At 70.4% G+C, this 17,542-nt stretch carries 6 protein-coding genes; 5 read left to right on the top strand and 1 reads right to left on the bottom strand.

Annotation, left to right across the window (positions count from 1 at the left end):
* The first annotated feature begins 44 nt into the window (after window positions 1–44).
* The 4 genes from QK444_RS15085 to ctaD all read left to right on the top strand — a co-directional run bounded on the left by QK444_RS15085 (window position 45) and on the right by ctaD (window position 16,608).
* Window positions 45–12,815 (top strand): non-ribosomal peptide synthetase, encoded by a 12,771-nt coding sequence (locus tag QK444_RS15085; RefSeq protein WP_282780805.1) that lies wholly within the window; start codon window positions 45–47, stop codon window positions 12,813–12,815.
* Window positions 12,812–13,798: an ATP-binding cassette domain-containing protein gene (locus QK444_RS15080; protein ID WP_282780804.1), complete on the top strand. Its 987-nt coding sequence runs from the start codon at window positions 12,812–12,814 to the stop codon at window positions 13,796–13,798. The genes QK444_RS15085 and QK444_RS15080 overlap by 4 nt, the downstream gene beginning before the upstream one ends.
* Before the next feature lie 66 nt (window positions 13,799–13,864).
* Window positions 13,865–14,752 (top strand): ABC transporter permease, encoded by an 888-nt coding sequence (locus tag QK444_RS15075; RefSeq protein ID WP_081872167.1) that lies wholly within the window; start codon window positions 13,865–13,867, stop codon window positions 14,750–14,752.
* Between the two features lie 119 nt (window positions 14,753–14,871).
* Window positions 14,872–16,608: a cytochrome c oxidase subunit I gene (ctaD, locus tag QK444_RS15070; RefSeq protein WP_282780800.1), complete on the top strand. Its 1,737-nt coding sequence runs from the start codon at window positions 14,872–14,874 to the stop codon at window positions 16,606–16,608.
* 27 nt (window positions 16,609–16,635) lie between these two features.
* Here ctaD and QK444_RS15065 read toward each other — a convergent pair whose 3' ends face one another.
* A complete protein-coding gene (locus QK444_RS15065; RefSeq protein WP_029927898.1) occupies window positions 16,636–16,971 on the bottom strand; it encodes an RNA polymerase-binding protein RbpA in 336 nt (111 codons plus the stop codon).
* A 189-nt stretch (window positions 16,972–17,160) separates the two neighbouring features.
* On the opposite strand from QK444_RS15065, the gene QK444_RS15060 reads away from it, so the two are divergent.
* Window positions 17,161–17,487 (top strand): hypothetical protein, encoded by a 327-nt coding sequence (locus QK444_RS15060; RefSeq protein ID WP_282780797.1) that lies wholly within the window; start codon window positions 17,161–17,163, stop codon window positions 17,485–17,487.
* Window positions 17,488–17,542 lie beyond the last annotated feature (55 nt).

The following is a 17,542-nucleotide window of genomic DNA, read 5'->3' as shown; positions in this document are numbered from 1 at the left end:
CGCTGGCCGGCTACGTACGCGGTGTCACCGGCACCCAGGACGTGGTGCTCAGCCTGCCCGTCTCCGCCCGCACCACCGTGGCGCTGCGGCGTTCGGCCGGTGTGGTGTCCAATGTGGTGCCGCTGCGCATCCGCTTCACCGACGAGAGCACCGTCGCCGATACCGTGCGCGCGGTCGAACTCCAGATCACCGGCGCGCTGCGGCATCAGCGCTACCGCAGCGACGACATCCGGCGCGACTGCGGCTACTCGCGGGACGCGCGCGGCTTCTTCGGGCCGATGGTCAACATCATGCTGTTCCACAGCGAATTGCGCTTCGGCAGCCTGGTCGGCTCGCTCAACATCATCTCCACCGGCCCGGTCGAGGACCTGTCCATCAACCTCTACAACGGGGAGGGCGGGCGCACCCACATCGACTTCGAGGCCAATCCGCGGCTCTATGGTCCCGCCGAACTCACCACCCACCACGGCCGTTTCCTCGACTACCTGGACCGATTCCTCTCCGCCGCACCCGAGACCGGCGTCGCCACCCTGCCGGTGCTCACCGACGACGAACGCGATCGCGTACTGCGCGAATGGAATTCGACCCGGGTGGCCCGACAGGAGGGCACCCTCGCCGGACTCTTCGCCGACCGGGCCGCCGCCTGCCCGCACCGCGTCGCCCTGGAATTCGAGGGCGAGACGCTCACCTACGCGGCCTTCGACGAGCGCGCCAACCGCCTCGCCCGCGAACTCGTCGCCCGCGGCGCGGGCCCGGATACCGTGGTGGCCCTGGCCATTCGGCGCGGCATCGACCTGCTGGTGGGCATGTACGCCGTCGTCAAGGCGGGCGCGGCCTACCTGCCCCTCGATCCGGACCACCCGGCCGAGCGCATCGGACAGGTGCTGGAACAGGCGCATCCGCTGTGCGTGCTCACGGTCACCCGCGACGCGCTGGACCTGCCCGTGGCCGAGCGGCTCGATATCGACACCGCCGACCTGTCCGGGCACAGCCCGCGCCCGATCACCGACGCCGATCGGCGAGCCCCGCTGCGCGCCGAGCACCTGGCCTACGTCATCTTCACCTCCGGCTCCACCGGTAAGCCCAAGGGCGTCGGCGTGAGCCACGCCGCCATCGTGAACCGACTGCGCTGGATGCAGCACGCCTATCCGCTCGACAGCGGCGATGTGGTGCTGCAGAAGACCCCCGCCACCTTCGACGTCTCGGTGTGGGAGTTCTTCTGGCCCTTGCAGATCGGCTCGCGGCTGGTCATCGCCACCCCGGACGGCCACCGCGACCCCGCCTACCTCGCCCGGGTCATCGCCGAGAAGGGCGTCACCACGGCGCATTTCGTGCCGTCCATGCTGTCGGTCTTCCTCACCGACACCGATGTGCGCGGCTGCACCGGGCTGCGGCGGGTGTTCTGCAGCGGTGAGGGACTGCCCGCCGCCACCGTCGCCGAATTCCACGCCGCCCTGGGTTCCGGGCCGGATGCCCCGCAGCTGCACAACCTGTACGGCCCCACCGAGGCCGCCGTGGACGTCACGGCCTGGCATTGCGCGCCCGGCGCGACCGATGTGCCCATCGGCTCGCCCATCTGGAACACCAGCACCTATGTGCTCGACGCACGGTTGCAGCCGGTCGCTCCCGGGGTGGTGGGTGAGCTGTATCTGGCGGGCGTGCAGCTGGCCCGCGGCTATCTGGGCCGGGCGGGCCTGACCGCCGACCGGTTCGTGGCCAACCCCTTCACCCCCGGCGCGCGCATGTACCGCACCGGCGACCTGGTGCGCTGGCGGGTCGGCCGCGTGGGTGTGCTGGAGTACCTGGGCCGCAGCGACTTCCAGGTCAAGATTCGCGGCCTGCGGATCGAACTCGGCGATATCGAGGCCGCCCTGCTGGCGGATGCCCGGGTCGCCCGCGCGGTCTGCGTGGCCCGGCGCGGCCGCGGCGGTGACGATCTGGTCGGCTACGTGGTGGCCGCGCCCGGCGTCGCCGAACTCGACACCGCCGAGCTGACCGCCGCCCTCCAGCGCACCCTGCCCAGCTACATGGTGCCGTCGGTGCTGGTTCCGCTGGACGAACTACCGCTCAGCGCCAACGGCAAGGTGGACCGCAAGGCCCTGCCCGATCCCGGGGCGGGGCCGCGGCGACCGGTGCCCACCCCGGCCGCGCCCCGCACCGACGTGGAGCAGCGGCTCACCGGCATCTTCGCCGAGGTGCTCGGCGTCGACGAGATCGGTGTGGGGGAGAGCTTCTTCGACCTCGGCGGCAATTCGCTGTCGGCGGCCCGCGCCGTCGGCCGGATCAACGCCGCGCTCGGCGGCACGCTCACCATCCGCGACCTCTTCGAACACCCCACGGTCGCGGCACTGGCCGCGCACTTCGACGACCACGGCCCCGACGATTCCTCGCCGCGACTGGTGGCCGGGCCGCGACCGCGGCACATCCCGCTGTCGCAGGCCCAGCAGCGACTGTGGATCCTCAACCGCTTCGACGAGCACGCGGCCGCCTACAACATGCCCCTGGCCGTGGAACTGACCGGGGCGCTGGACATCTCGGCACTGCGCGCCGGTCTGCTCGACGTGCTGGAACGGCACGAGGCGCTGCGCACCACCTTCCCGGACTCGCCGGAGGGTCCCTGCCAGCTGGTGCACCCGGCCTCGGAGATACCGCTCACTCTGGACCCCATCGACGCCACCGACGCCGATGTGGTCGCCCTGGCCACCGAATACGCCGGGTACGGCTTCGATCTGCGCAGCCAGGCCCCGATCCGGGTGGCGCTCTACGCCACCGGCCCGGACACGCACGTCTTCCTGGTGGTGCTGCACCACATCAGCGGCGACGGCTGGTCCATCGCACCCCTGGCCCGCGACATCATGACCGCCGTCGCCGCCCGTACCGCCGGGCACGCCCCGGGCTGGACGCCACTGCCGGTGCAGTACGCGGATTTCGCGCTGTGGCAGCGGGAACTGCTCGGCGACGAGTCCGATCCGGCCTCGGCACTGGCCCGGCAGCTGGCCTACTGGCGGTCGGCCCTGGCCGAGCTGCCCGATCAGCTGGACCTGCCCCTGGACCGGCCGCGCCCGCGGCAGCGGTCCACCGCGGGCGGCCGCGTCGAATTCACCATCGCCGCCGAAACCCGGCGTGCCATGGCCGAATTGGCCGCCGAACGCGGCGTCAGCGTGTTCATGGTGCTGCACGCGGCGCTGGCCGCGGTGCTGGCGCGGCTGTGCAATACCGGTGATATCGCCATCGGCACCCCCATCGCGGGCCGCACCGATCCGGCGCTCGAGGATGTCGTCGGCATGTTCGTCAACACCCTGGTGCTGCGCACCCGGGTGGATCCGGCGGCCGGATTCGACCGCATGCTCACCGAGGTCCGCGATACCGACCTCGATGCCTTCGCCAATGCCGACGTGCCGTTCGAACGCCTGGTGGAGGTGGTGAATCCGGAGCGCTCCGCCGCCCGGCATCCGCTGTTCCAGGTCATGCTGTCCTACGACAACACCCCGGACCTGCGCATCGACCTGGCCGGACTGTCGTCGCGGGTGCTGCCCATGGCCGTGGACGTGGCGAAGTTCGACCTGCAGCTCACCGTGCACGAGCCCGGCCCGGGCGGCGACGGTGCGCCGGACGGTCCGCTCACCGCCGAATTCGGTTATGCCACCGATGTGTTCGACCATGCCACGGTGGAGGCCATCGCCCGGCGCTTCACCGCGGTGCTCACCGCGGGTGTCGCCGATCCGAGCGTCGCCGTCGGCGATCTGCCGCTGCTGGACGTCCGCGAAACCGCGAAACTGGTGCCCATCATGGGATCTCCGGCCGAACCGGCGGTGACCCTGGCCCGGCTGCTCACCGACACCGCCGAACGCGTGCCCGACGCGGTGGCGGTGCGCTACCTGGGCGTCGACACCACCTACCGCGAACTCGACGAGCGATCGAACCGGTTGGCCCGGGTGCTCATCGAACACGGTGCGGGCCCGGAGGTGGTGGTGGCCATCGCGCTGCCGCGCACCCTGGACTGCGTGCTCGCGGTCTGGTCGGTCGCCAAGACCGGCGCCGCCTACGTGCCGATCGACCCGGACTATCCGGCCGACCGCATCGCGCACATGCTGTCCGACTCCGGGGCCATGCTCGGGCTCACCGATCCCGAATACCGCGATGCCATGCCGGACTGGCCGGGCAGCCGCGGCCGCCACCGCAAGTCCTACGTGGACTGGCTGCTCATCGGCTCCGCGGAACTGGCCGCCGAATGCGCCCGATTCCCCGATACCCCGCTCACCGACGCCGACCGGCACCACCCGCTGCGCATCGCGCATCCGGCCTACCTCATCTACACCTCCGGATCGACGGGCAAGCCGAAGGCCGTGGTGGTGACGCATGCCGGTCTGGCCTCGCTGGCACATGAGCAGATGCATCTGTTCCGGGTCACCGACAGCGCCCGCACCCTGCACTTCTCCTCACCCAGCTTCGACGCTTCGGTGCTGGAACTGCTGCTCGGCTTCGCGGCCGGCGCCACCATCGTGGTCGCGCCCGCGGGGATGTACGGCGGCGCGGAACTGGCGCGCCTGCTGCGCGAGGAGCGGGTGACGCACGCGTTCATCACGCCCGCCGCGCTCGGCACCGTGCCGCCGGAGGATCTGGACGACCTCGAAGCCGTCATCGTCGGCGGTGAAGCCTGCCCGGAGGAACTGGTCCGGACCTGGACCGATCCGCTGGCACGCGGCGGCGCGGGCCGCCGCATGCACAATATGTACGGCCCGTCCGAGGCCACCGTCGCCGCCACCGCCACCGGACCCATGGTGGCTGGCCGTCCGGTGCCCATCGGCCTGCCCGTGCGCGGTATGCGGCTGTTCGTGCTCGACGGGCGACTGCATCCGGTACCGCCCGGCGTGGCGGGGGAGCTGTATCTGTCCGGGCCCGGCCTGGCGCGCGGCTACCTGGGTCGCCACGGTCTGACCGCGCAGCGCTTCCCGGCCAATCCGCACGGCCGCCGCGGCGAACGCATGTACCGCACCGGCGATCTCGTGGTCACCGACGGCACCGGGCAACTGCGCTTCCTGGGCCGTGCCGACGATCAGATCAAGATCCGCGGCTTCCGCATCGAACTGCGCGAGATCGACCATGTGCTGCGCGCGCATCCGGGCGTCACCTTCGCGCTCACCGTGGTGCACTCCGACGAGCGCGGCACGCCGCGCCTGGTCGGCTACCTCACCGCGGAGGGCGATGTCGACACCGCCGCGGTGCTGGAGACCGCGCGCGGTCGCCTGCCCGGGTACATGGTGCCCGCGGCACTGGTGATGCTCGACGCCATGCCGGTCTCGCCGTCCGGCAAACTCGACCGCAAGGCCCTGCCCGCACCGGATTTCGCCGCCGCGACACCCTCGCGCGCGCCGGAGACCGACACGGAGAAGCGGGTGGCGCAGACCTTCGGCGCCGTCCTCGGCATGCCGGTGGCGGGCGCCGACGACAACTTCTTCGATATGGGCGGCAATTCGCTGCTCGCCACCCGCCTCACCGCCGCCCTGCACGCCGAGTTCGGGGTGGAGTTGCCGGTGCGCGCCATCTTCGAGGTGCCCACCGTGGCGGGGGTGGCCGCGCGGTTGGCGGAAGCGCCCCGGACGCGACGGGCGGCGCTGGCTGTGCATGCCCCGCGTCCGGAACGCATCCCGCTGTCGCTGCCCCAGCAGCGACTGTGGTTCCTCAATAGATATTCCCCCGAATCCAGCGCCTACAACATCGCTTTCGCGCTGCGAATCAGCGGCGACCTGGATGTGGCGGCGCTGCGGGCGGCCCTGGCCGACCTGATGCGGCGGCACGAGGTGCTGCGCACCGTCTTCCCGGAGGATGGCGACGGCGCGCACCAGGTGGTCCTGGACGCCGCGGGCTGCCTGCCCGACCTGGCGGCCGTCGAGCTCGACGCGGCCGAGGTCGACGCCGAACTGGGCCGGTTCGCCCAGCGCGGCTTCGACCTCGCCCGGGAGATCCCGCTGCGGGTCAGCCTGCTGCGCACCGGATTCCACCAGCACGTGCTCGGCATCGTGCTGCACCACATCGCCGCCGACGGCTGGTCGCTGGGACCGCTCACCCGGGATCTGGCCAATGCCTACACCGCGCGGCGCGGCGGCGCGGCCCCGGTCTGGTCGCCGCTGCCGGTGCAGTACGCGGATTTCAGTCTGTGGCAGCGCGACTGCCTGGGCGCGGAATCCGATCCGGACAGCGCCGCCGCCACCCAGCTCGCCTACTGGCGGCACGCACTGGCCGATCTGCCGGAGGAACTGCCGCTGCCCTACGACCGGCCGCGCCCGAGCGAGCCGACCCAGCACGCGGCGGCCGTGCGCTTCGAGGTGGCCGGCGACATGCAGCAGCGGCTCGCCGATATCGCCCGTGCGCACGGGGTGTCCACCTTCATGATGCTGCGCTCGGCGCTGGCGGTGCTGCTGCGCATCGTCACCGGCGGGCGCGACATCGTCATCGGTACCCCGGTGGCCGGACGTACCGACACCCGACTCGACGACCTCGTCGGCATGTTCGTCAACACCCTGGTGCTGCGCTCGGATGTGCACCCGGACCGGCACTTCGGTGAACTGCTGCAGGCCGACCGCGATACCGAACTCGCGGCCATGGCCCATGCCGAGGTGCCCTTCGAACGGGTGGTGGAGGCGCTCGGCGCGACCGCCGGCGGCCTGCGGCCGCTGCTGCAGGTGGCGCTCACGGTGCAGGACACGCCGCGTCCGGTGCTGCAACTGCCGGGGCTGGCGCTCGAGGCCTCCGAACTCGATATCGCCCGCGCCAAATTCGATCTGGAGCTGCGGGTGCTGCCCGGTCCCGACGCCGAGCAGCGGGCCTACGAATTCGTCTATGCCACCGAACTTTTCGATCGGCACACGGTCGAGACCCTGGCCGAGCGGCTGGTGCGCGTCCTGGACGCGATCAGCCTCGACCCGCGGGTGCGCATCCGCGATATCGACGCCCGCACCGACGCCGAATGCGAACTGCTCGCCCCGGCGTGGGGACCCGCGCCGGAACCGCAGTGCAGCCTGGCGGCCTACTTCGCCGCCACCGCGCACCTCAACCCGGACCGGGTGTTCCTCAGCGCCGACGGCACCGAACTCACCTACGCCGAGGCCGACGCCTACTCGAACCGGCTGGGCCGCGCCTTCATCCGGCGCGGTATCGGACCCGGCGACCGGGTGGCGCTGGGCCTGACCCGCTCCCTGGAATCGGTGCTCACCGTGCTCGCGGTGGCCAAGGCCGGGGCGGCGTTCGTGCCCGTGGATCCCAACTATCCCGCCGACCGGATCCGGCACATGCTCACCGACTCCGGATGCCGAGTGGGCGTGAGCATGTCCGATCACGCCGCCCGGCTGGAGGCCGCCGCCGAGGGCCACGCCATCGACTGGCTGCTGCTCGACGATCCCGGCCTGATCGAGGAATTCGAGGCCGTGGACGGCGGTCCCATCACCGATATGGACCGGATCACCACGCTGTGGACCGGGGATCTGGCCTACGTCATCTACACCTCCGGATCCACCGGGCGACCCAAGGGCGTGGCCGTCACCCACGGCGGACTGTCCAACTTCGCCGACGAGATCCGCGAACGCATGCGCGTCGAACGCGATTCGCGCACCATGCACTTCTCCTCACCCAGCTTCGACGCGGCCGTTTTCGACCTGCTGCTGGCCGTCGGCTCCGGTGCGACCATGGTGATCTGCCCGCCCGATGTGTACGGCGGCGACGAACTGGCCGCGCTCATGGACCGCGAACGCGTCAGCCACACCTTCATGACCCCGGCCGCGCTGGCCACCATCGACCGTGACCGGTGGGAGCTGCCGCACCTGCGGGCCGTCATGGTCGGCGGTGAGGCGTGCGGGCCGGAACTGGTGGCGCGCTGGGCACCCGGGCGGATGATGTTCAACGGCTACGGTCCCACCGAGACCACCGTCGTCATCAGCATCGCCGGACCCATGGTGCCGGGCGATCCGGTCACCATCGGCACCCTGGTGCGCGGGGCGCGGGCGCTGGTCCTCGACGAACGGCTGCGGCCGGTGCCCGTCGGGGTGCCGGGCGAGCTGTACCTCGGCGGCATGGGCGTGGCGCGCGGCTACTTCGACCGCTTCGGGCTCACCGCGGCCCGATTCGTGGCCGACCCGTACGGCCCCGAAGGCGGGCGGATGTACCGCACCGGCGATGTGGTGCGCTGGACCGGCACCGGAGAACTCATCTACCTGGGCCGCAGCGACCACCAGGTGAAGGTGCGCGGCTTCCGCATCGAACTCGGCGAGATCGACGCCGTGCTCACCGGGCATCCGGGAATCCGCTTCGCGCACACCGAGGTTCGCGAGATCGCGGGCACCCCGCGGATCGTGTCCTTCGTACTGCCCGCCGACGGCGGCGCATTCGACCCGGAGGCCCTGCGCGCACGCGCCGCCGACCAGCTGCCCGCCCATATGGTGCCCAGCAGCCTCACCCCGCTCGACCGCATTCCGCTCACCCCGGTCGGCAAACTCGACCGCGACGCCCTGCCCGCACCGCAGGCGGTGGTGGCGGCGGTTTCCCGGGACCCGGAGACCGACACCGAGCGGCTCGTGGCCGCCGTGATGGCGGAGCTGGTGGGCGGTGAGGGCATCGGCGCGGACGACTCGTTCTTCGAGATCGGCGGCAACTCGCTGCTGGCGACCCAGCTGGTGGCGCGACTGGCGGCCGCCACCGGGACCAGGCTCGAGGTGCGCACCGTGTTCGCGGCCCCGACCGTGGCCGGACTCGCCGCCCAGCTCGACGCCGGCGCCGGCACCGCCGAACTGCGGCCCGAACCGCGCAAACAGACACGGCCGGAACGGATTCCGCTGTCCGCGGCGCAGCGACGGCTGTGGTTCCTGGAACGCTTCAATGCCTCCGGGGACGCGGAGACGCTGGGCGCGTACAACATCCCCGTCGCCCTTCGCCTGCACGGCGAGCTGGACGTGGCGGCCCTGCGGGCCGCCGTGCACGCGGTGCAGCGTCGGCACGAGACACTGCGCACCGTCTTCCCGGAGCTGGACGGCGAACCCAGCCAGCGGGTGCTCGACGCCGACGCCTGCGCCATCCCGCTGCCCGTGCGCGGCGCGGACCCGGAACGGGTGCACGCCGAGATCCAGCGCATCGCCGCAGCCGGATTCGACCTCGGCACCCAGGCCCCGCTGCGCGCGGAGCTGCTGCGCCTGGCCGCCGACGACCACATGCTCGTCCTGGTGGTGCATCACATCGCCATGGACGGCTGGTCGCTGGGACCCCTGGCGGCCGACGTGGCCGCCGCCTACCGGGCGCACGTCGCCGGACAGACCCCGGAGTGGCCGGAGCTGCCGGTGCAGTACGCCGACTACACGCTGTGGCAGCGGGACGTCCTCGGCCGTGAGGACGATCCGGAATCGGTGATCAGCCGTCAGCTCGGCTACTGGCGCACGGCCCTGCACGGCATTCCGGAACTGCTCCAGGTGCCCGCCGACCGGCCGCGCCCGCCGGTGCCGAGCTACCGCGGCGGCACCGTGAACTGCCATATCGACGCCTTCACCCACCGCGAGCTGCAGGCGGTGGCGGCCGAGCACGGCGTCACCATGTTCATGGTGCTGCACGCCGCGCTGGTCACCCTGCTGCACCGGCTCACCAGCGGGGACGACATCACCGTCGGCACGCCCATCGCCGGACGCGGCCACCCCGCGCTCGACCGCATGGTCGGCATGTTCGTCGGAACCCTGGTGCTGCGCAGCCGGATTCGCGGCGGGGCCACCTTCGCCGAGCTGCTGCACCAGGTGCGCGACACCGACCTGGAAGCCTTCGCCCACGCCGACGTCCCGTTCGAGCGGCTGGTCGAGGTGCTCAATCCGGTGCGCTCCCAGGCCCACCACCCCATGTTCCAGGTCATGCTGTCGGTGCAGAACCAGCCGCTGCGGGTGCTCGAACTGCCCGGCCTGCGCATCGAGGCCGACGACGCCGACCCCGGCATCGCCAAATTCGATCTCCAGTTCACCCTCACCGAGGCGTGGAGCCCGGAGCGCGAACCCGACGGCATCACGGTGAACGTGAACTACGCCGCCGACCTGTTCGACGAGGCCACCGCGCGTCGGCTGGGTGAGCGCTTCGTGCGGCTGGCCAGCGCGGCCGCCACCCATCCCGGCACCGCGGTGGGCGATCTGGAACTGCTCGACTCCGACGAATGGTCGGCGCTCGCGCCGGTGCGGGGCAGCACCCCCGGACGGCCCATCACCTTCCCGCAGGTGTTCGAGGCCGCCGCCAATGTCGACCGGCAGGCCGTGGCCGTGCGCGCCGCGGGCACCCAGATCTCCTACGACGCGCTCGACCGCTGGACCAACCGGCTGGCCCGGGTGCTCATCGGACAGGGCGTGGGACCGGAAACCCTGGTCGCCATGGGCATTCCGCGCTCGGCCGAATCCGTGGCGGTCATGCTGGCCGTCGCCAAGGCGGGCGCGGCGTTCGTCCCCGTCGACCCGAACTATCCGGAACACCGCATCAGCCATATGCTCGCCGACTCCGGCGCGGTCATCGGCATCACGCTGGCCGCGCACCGGCAGCGCATGCCCGACGGAGCCAACTGGACCGTGCTGGACGCGCCGTCGTTCCGGCGGCGGGTGCTGGCCACCTCCGACGCGCCCATCACGGACCTGGACCGGATCCTGCCGCTGCGCATGGACAATCCGGCGTACGTGATCTACACGTCCGGCTCCACCGGCACCCCCAAGGGCGTGGTGGTCACCCACGGCGGCATCTCCAACTTCGCCGCCGAGACCGCCGCCCGGTTCGAGGTGCGGCCCGGCTGCCGCATCCTGCACTTCGCCACCCCGAGTTTCGACGCCGCCATGCTCGACATCCTCTTCGCCCTCGGCGGGGCGGCCACCCTGGTCATCACGCCACCCGGCGTGGTGGGCGGCGCGGAACTGGGGGAGGTGTTCCGGGAAGAGCGCATCACCCACGCCTTCATCACCACCTCCGCGCTCGGCACCGTCGATTCGACCGGGATCACCGAGATGCGGCACATCCTGGTGGGCGGTGAGGCGCTGCCGCCGGATCTGGTCACCCGGTGGGCCAACGGCACCAGCAAGCTCTACAACGTGTACGGGCCGACCGAGACCACCATCGTCACCGTCATGTCGGAGCCGATGGGCGAGGGCGTGCCCATCACCATCGGCGAACCCATCCGAGGCGTGCACGCCACCGTGCTCGACGGGCGGCTGCATCCGACGCCCGCGGGCGTCACCGGCGAATTGCAGCTGGCCGGACCGGCATTGGCGCGCGGCTACCTGCACCGGCCGGGGCTGACCGCGCAGCGGTTCGTGGCCAATCCGTTCGGCAAACCCGGTGAGCGCATGTACCGCACCGGTGACCTGGTGCGCTGGTGCGCCCGCGACGGTCGGGTGCGCGATCTCGAATACATGGGCCGCACCGACCATCAGGTCAAGATCCGCGGGTTCCGCATCGAACTCGGCGAGATCGACGCCGCGCTGGCCAAACATCCGGCGGTGGAGTTCGCGCACACCATCGGCCATCGCACCCCGGCGGGCGTCACCGCGCTGGTCGCGTACGTGAAGCCGCGCGCCGGCAGCGCGCCAACCGTCCTGGAGTTGACCACCTTCCTGGCCGACCTGGTACCGAATTACATGGTCCCGCAGGCGATCATGCTGCTGGACCGGGTGCCGCTGTCGCCGGTGGGCAAACTGGACCGCAAGGCGCTGCCGGAACCGGTGTTCACCGCCCGCGAGGGCTACCGGGCCCCGACCAACCCCACCGAAGCGGCGCTGTGCGCGGCCTTCGCCGATGTACTCGGCCTCGACCGGGTGGGCGTGGACGACGGCTTCTTCGAGCTGGGCGGCAACTCGCTGCTCGCCACCAAGGTGGTGGCGCATCTGCGCGCCGACGGCATCGCGCTGCCGGTGCAGGCCATGTTCGGCGAATCCAGTCCGGCCGCCATCGCGCACAAGCTGCAGGAGGCGCACGGCGATCTGGATTCGGTGCTGTCGGCCGCGCTGGAACCGGTGCTGCCCATCCGGGCCGGGGTCGCCGCTACCCGACCGCCGCTGTGGTGCGTGCACCCGGCCATCGGGCTGTCCTGGTGTTTCGCGGGCCTGCTCGCGCACCTGCCCGCCGACCGGCCGCTCTACGGTCTGCAAGCGCCGCACGTGAACGGCGCGGACAGCCACAGCTCCGTGACGGAGGCCGCGAAATACTATGTGGCACAGATGAAGACGGTGCAGGCCGAGGGGCCGTACCATCTGCTCGGCTGGTCGCTGGGTGGCCTCATCGCCCACGAGATGGCCGTGCAGTTGCAGGAAGCGGGCGAGGAGGTGGCGCTGCTCGGGCTGATGGACAGCTTCCAGCTCTCCGACGAACTGCTCGAACGCGGCATCCCGTCCATCGCCGACATCATCGGTGAGTTCGGTAGCGACCTGCTCGGGGGCGATACCGACATCGATCCGCGGATGAACCTGCAGGAAGCGGCCGAACTGCTGCGCAACCGGCCCGGCCCGTTCGCGGCGCTCACCGTCGAACACCTGGAACGGCTCTACGTGGGTTGCACCAATGGCGTCACCCTGGCGCACGGCTTCCGGCCGCGTGTCTTCGACGGCGACATGCTGTTCTTCACCGCCGCCGACGACGAGATCAACCGCGCCCACCCGGACCGCTGCGCCGACGCCTGGCAGCCGTACGTCACCGGCACGGTGCACGACCACCTGGTGCGGTGCCGCCACTCCGGGATGACCACACCGGAATCACTCAGCGTGATCGGACCGGTGCTGCGAGAACAACTGGGCGGCAACGCAACCGAAGGGGAGGAGACCCGATGAGTCTCGCGGTGGAGATCTCCGGACTGGTCAAGTACTACGGCAAGGTGCGAGTGCTGGACGGGATCGATCTGGAGATCCCGTCCGGGACCGTCATGGGACTGCTCGGACCCAACGGCGCGGGCAAGACCACCACGGTCCGCATCGTCACCACCCTGCTGCGCCCCAGCGCGGGCACGGTGAAGGTGGCGGGTGTGAACGCGCTCAAGGAACCCGCCCGGGTCCGCACCCGGCTCGGGCTGTCCGGGCAGTACGCGGCCGTGGACGCCAACCTGTCCGGCTTCGAGAATCTGCGGATGGTGGCGCGGCTGTACGGCATGAGCCACCGGCAGGCCGCCGACCGCGCCAGTGAACTGCTGAGCGCGCTCGGCCTGGAATTCGCGGCCGGGCGGCGGGCGGGCACCTACTCCGGGGGGATGGCGCGCCGCCTCGACCTGGCGGGCGCGCTGGTCTCCCGCCCGCCGGTGGTGGTACTCGACGAACCCACCACCGGACTCGATCCGCGCGCCCGCCTCGATATGTGGCGGGTGATCGGCGACCTCGTGGACGACGGCACCACCGTGCTGCTCACCACCCAGTACCTGGAGGAAGCCGACCTGCTCGCCGACCGGATCACCGTCATCGATCGCGGGCGGGTCATCGCCCGCGGCTCCGCCGACGAACTCAAGACCTCCATCGGTGGCGACAAGCTGACCGTCACCCTGGCCGCCGGACAGGATCCGGCCCCGGCGCGCAAGGTGCTGGCCGAGGTGGGCATCGGCGAACCGGCCTACGAGGAGGGGACCGACCAGGTCGTGGTTGTGGTCGGCGACAGCACCCGCACCATGGTCGAAGCGTTGCGGCGGCTCGACGACGCGGGCGTGCACGTGGTCGACGCGTCCGTGCACCGGCCCAGCCTCGACGACGTATTCCTGTCGCTCACGGGCACATCCGCGAAGAAGTCCGCGCCGCGCCCGACGGGCGTCCAGGAGGAAGTGCTGTCGTAACCGGCAGCGGGGGGATCGGGGGATCGGGTGGGGATTCGAAGTCGTCGTGGCCGAGGAGGACTGGATATGAGTGTCGATGTGGCAACCGAACCCGCGCCCAGCGAGGACGCGGCCCAGGGGAAGGAGGGGCGCACCGCGCCGGAACATCCCGTCGTCGGCTGGCTACCACGGGTTTTCCGGGACAGCGCGATCGTGGCCTACCGCAATCTGCTCACCATTCTGCGGGTGCCGACCCTGCTGGTGACCGCCACCATCCAACCGCTGATGTTCGTGTTCCTGTTCGCCTACATCTTCGGCGCGTCCCTGGGCGGCAGCCAGTACCGGGAGTTCCTGCTGGCCGGAATCTTCACGCAGACAGTGGCTTTCAATGCCGCCTTCACCACGGTCGGGCTGGCGAACGACCTGCAGAAGGGCATCATCGACCGGATGCGGACGCTGCCCATGTCGCGGCTGGCGGTGCTCATGGGCCGCACCCTGTCCGATCTGGTGGTGAACATCCTCGCCCTGAGCGTCATGGTCGGCTGCGGCTACGCGGTGGGCTGGCGCATCAACGGCGGAATCGCCGACGCCGTCCTGGCTTTCGCGGTGATCCTGCTGTTCGCCTTCGCCATGTCCTGGGTCGGCGCGCTCACCGGACTGCTGTCGCCCAGCGTGGAGGTGGCCCAGAGCGCCGGACTCATCTGGCTCTTCCCGCTCACCTTCATCTCCTCGGCGTTCATCTCCGGCGAGACCCTGCCCGGCCCGCTGCGCACCATCGCCGAATGGAATCCCATCACCGCCGTGTCGGCGGCGGGGCGCAAACTCTTCGACAACGGCGCGCCCCCGACGTTCGTACCCGCCGACGGCTGGCCCGCCGACCACTGCATCGAATACGCGGTGCTGTGCTCGCTCGGCATCCTCGCCATCGCGGTACCGCTGGCCCTGCTCCAGTACCGCAAGGTCGCCAGCCACTGAGGCCCTCGAGCCACTGAGGTACCGAGCGGCCGTGCGCGACCGCTCGCACACCGGTGATCGTTTGGCATCGCGATTCATGGGTACCTCGGCGCAGACCGGCGTCGATCGAGGAGGGACCCGTGACGACCGACTCGTCGAGCGAGGTGCGCGAGCTGGTCGCCGCTCGGCCGTATCCCGCGCGGTTCGCGCCCAAGGGCTCACGACTGTGGCGACTGCTCACCACCACCGATCCCAAACTGCTCGGGATCATGTACCTGACCACCGCGACCGCGTTCTTCCTCATCGGCGGCCTGATGGCGCTGCTCATGCGGGGCGAGCTGGCCCGGCCGGGGCTGCGATTCCTCTCACCCGAGCAGTACAACCAGCTGTTCACCATGCACGGCACCATCATGCTGCTGTTCTATGCCACCCCGGTGGTGTTCGGTTTCGCCAATGCGGTGCTGCCGTTGCAGATCGGGGCCCCGGATGTGGCGTTTCCACGGTTGAACGCGCTCAGCTACTGGCTGTATCTGTTCGGCGCGACCATGGCGACCGCCGGATTCGTCACCCCCGGCGGTGCGGCCGGGTTCGGCTGGACCGGCTACACCCCGCTGAGCCTGATGACGAACTCGCCCGGGGTGGGCGCGGATCTCTGGATCATGGGACTGGTCGTCTCGGGACTGGGCACCATCCTGGCCGCGGTCAATATGCTGACCACGGTGGTGTGCCTGCGCTGTCCGGGCATGACCATGTTCCGGATGCCGCTGTTCGTCTGGAATATCGTCGTCACCAGCGTGCTGGTGCTGCTCGCCTTTCCCATCCTCACCGCCGCGCTGCTGGCGTTGGCCTACGACCGGCATCTGGGCGGGCATATCTACGATCCCGCGAGCGGCGGCGCGGTGCTGTGGCAGCACCTGTTCTGGTTCTTCGGACATCCCGAGGTGTACATCGTCGCGCTGCCCTTCTTCGGCATCATCAGCGAGATCATCCCGGTGTTCAGCCGCAAACCGCTGTTCGGCTATGTCGCGCTGGTGTACGCCACCCTCGCCATCGGCGGACTGTCGGTGGCGGTGTGGGCGCACCACATGTACGCCACCGGTGCGGTGCTGCTGCCGTTCTTCTCCCTCATGACCTTCCTGATCGCGGTGCCGACCGGCGTGAAATTCTTCAATTGGATCGCGACCATGTGGCGCGGGCAGCTGACCTTCGAAACCCCCATGCTGTTCGCGGTCGGCTTCATCGTCACCTTCCTGCTGGGCGGTCTGTCGGGAGTGATCCTCGCCAGCCCGCCGCAGGACTGGCATGTCACCGACACCTACTTCGTGGTCGCGCACTTCCACTACGTGCTGTTCGGCACCATCGTCTTCGCGACCTTCGCCGGGATCTACTTCTGGTTCCCCAAGCTCACCGGGCGGCTGTTGGACGAGCGCATCGGCCGCCTCCACTTCTGGACCACGCTCATCGGCTTCCACCTCACCTTCCTGGTGCAGCACTGGCTCGGTAACGAGGGCATGCCGCGCCGGTACGCCGACTATCTGCCCGACGACGGCTTCACCGCGCTGAACACGATCTCGACCATCGGATCGTTCGTGCTGGGCGTGTCGATGGTGGCCTTCGTCTGGAATGTGTTCAAGAGCTACCGGTACGGCCAGGTGGTGGGCGTGGACGATCCGTGGGGATCGGGCAATTCCCTCGAGTGGGCCACCACCTGCCCGCCACCGCGGCACAACTTCCACGAACTGCCCCGAATCCGTTCCGAGCGACCGGCTTTCGAACTCCACTATCCGCATATGCGCGAGCGCATGCGGGTGGAATCGCATGCGGGCAGCCGTTTCCGCGCGGGCGACGGCGAACACGACGAAGGCCCCCACGCCTAGGCGAGGGGGCCTTCGAATCGGAACGCGTCAGCCGCGCCGACGGTTCTTGAGCAGTTCCATCCGCTCCTGGAGCAGCTCCTCGAGCTCCTCCTTGCTGCGGCGCTCGAGCAGCATGTCCCAGTGGGTGCGCGGCGGCTTGACCTTCTTGGGCTCCTGCGTGGTGCCCTCGAGGAGCACGCCCTCCTGGCCGTTGCGGCACAGCCAGGTCGGCGGGATCTCGGCGTCGTCCGCGAACGGGACGTCGAATTCCTCCCCGTTGTCGGTCCGGTACCGCGCCATCCGACGCGGCGCCAGGTCGTGGTCGCGGTCGGTCTCGTAGCTCACCGCTCCGAGCCGACTGCCTCGGAGTACGCGATCTGCCATGGGTGCGGTCCCTTCTCGCCTGTCGGCAACGTTAACTCGGTGTCGACGCCTTACTGGAGCATCAACGCTTCGGTGGACGATTCGGTTCCCGTGGGGAGAACCCGACTATTCTACTCGCTGCGGCATCGGCCGGGTTATCGGCGTGCCCCTCGCCCATCCGGGCGGTGGTGAGCGCTACTCTCTCGACTCATGTCGCGCCGCCAGGGGTCGTCGTGTTTATGGTGTGGTCGGGAGATCGGCGAATCCGAGGTCGGGCGACGCCGACGATACTGCCGCCAGTCCTGCCGCCAGCGCGCCTACGAACATCGGAACAGCGTGAAGGGCACCGGAATTCCCGAGGATTCGGTGGTGCTGTCGGCGCAGGAGGTGTCGGATCTGTCCGACCGCTGGTTCGCCGCCCGCTGCGCCGCCGAGGATGTGGCCACCGCGGTCGCCGAGGGCGCCGATCACAGCGAACTGACCGCGCTCACCGCGCAATTGGTGGCCTTGGCCCGGGACGCCGAACGGCTGCGCTGAGCCGCTGTACGGGACTGAGCCGCTGTACGGGGCTGAGCCGCCGTACCGGAATGGG

Source organism: Nocardia sp. CC201C, from assembly GCF_030010695.1.
Lineage (GTDB): Bacteria > Actinomycetota > Actinomycetes > Mycobacteriales > Mycobacteriaceae > Nocardia > Nocardia otitidiscaviarum.
This window is presented reverse-complemented; position numbering and strand designations above follow the sequence as displayed.

Bases quoted from the DNA above. Each gene is read 5' to 3' on its own strand.
- QK444_RS15080 (WP_282780804.1), top strand. From the start codon at position 12,812: ATGAGTCTCGCGGTGGAGATCTCCGGACTGGTCAAGTACTACGGCAAG.
- QK444_RS15075 (WP_081872167.1), top strand. From the start codon at position 13,865: ATGAGTGTCGATGTGGCAACCGAACCCGCGCCCAGCGAGGACGCGGCC.
- QK444_RS15065 (WP_029927898.1), bottom strand. From the start codon at position 16,971: ATGGCAGATCGCGTACTCCGAGGCAGTCGGCTCGGAGCGGTGAGCTAC.
- QK444_RS15060 (WP_282780797.1), top strand. From the start codon at position 17,161: ATGTCGCGCCGCCAGGGGTCGTCGTGTTTATGGTGTGGTCGGGAGATC.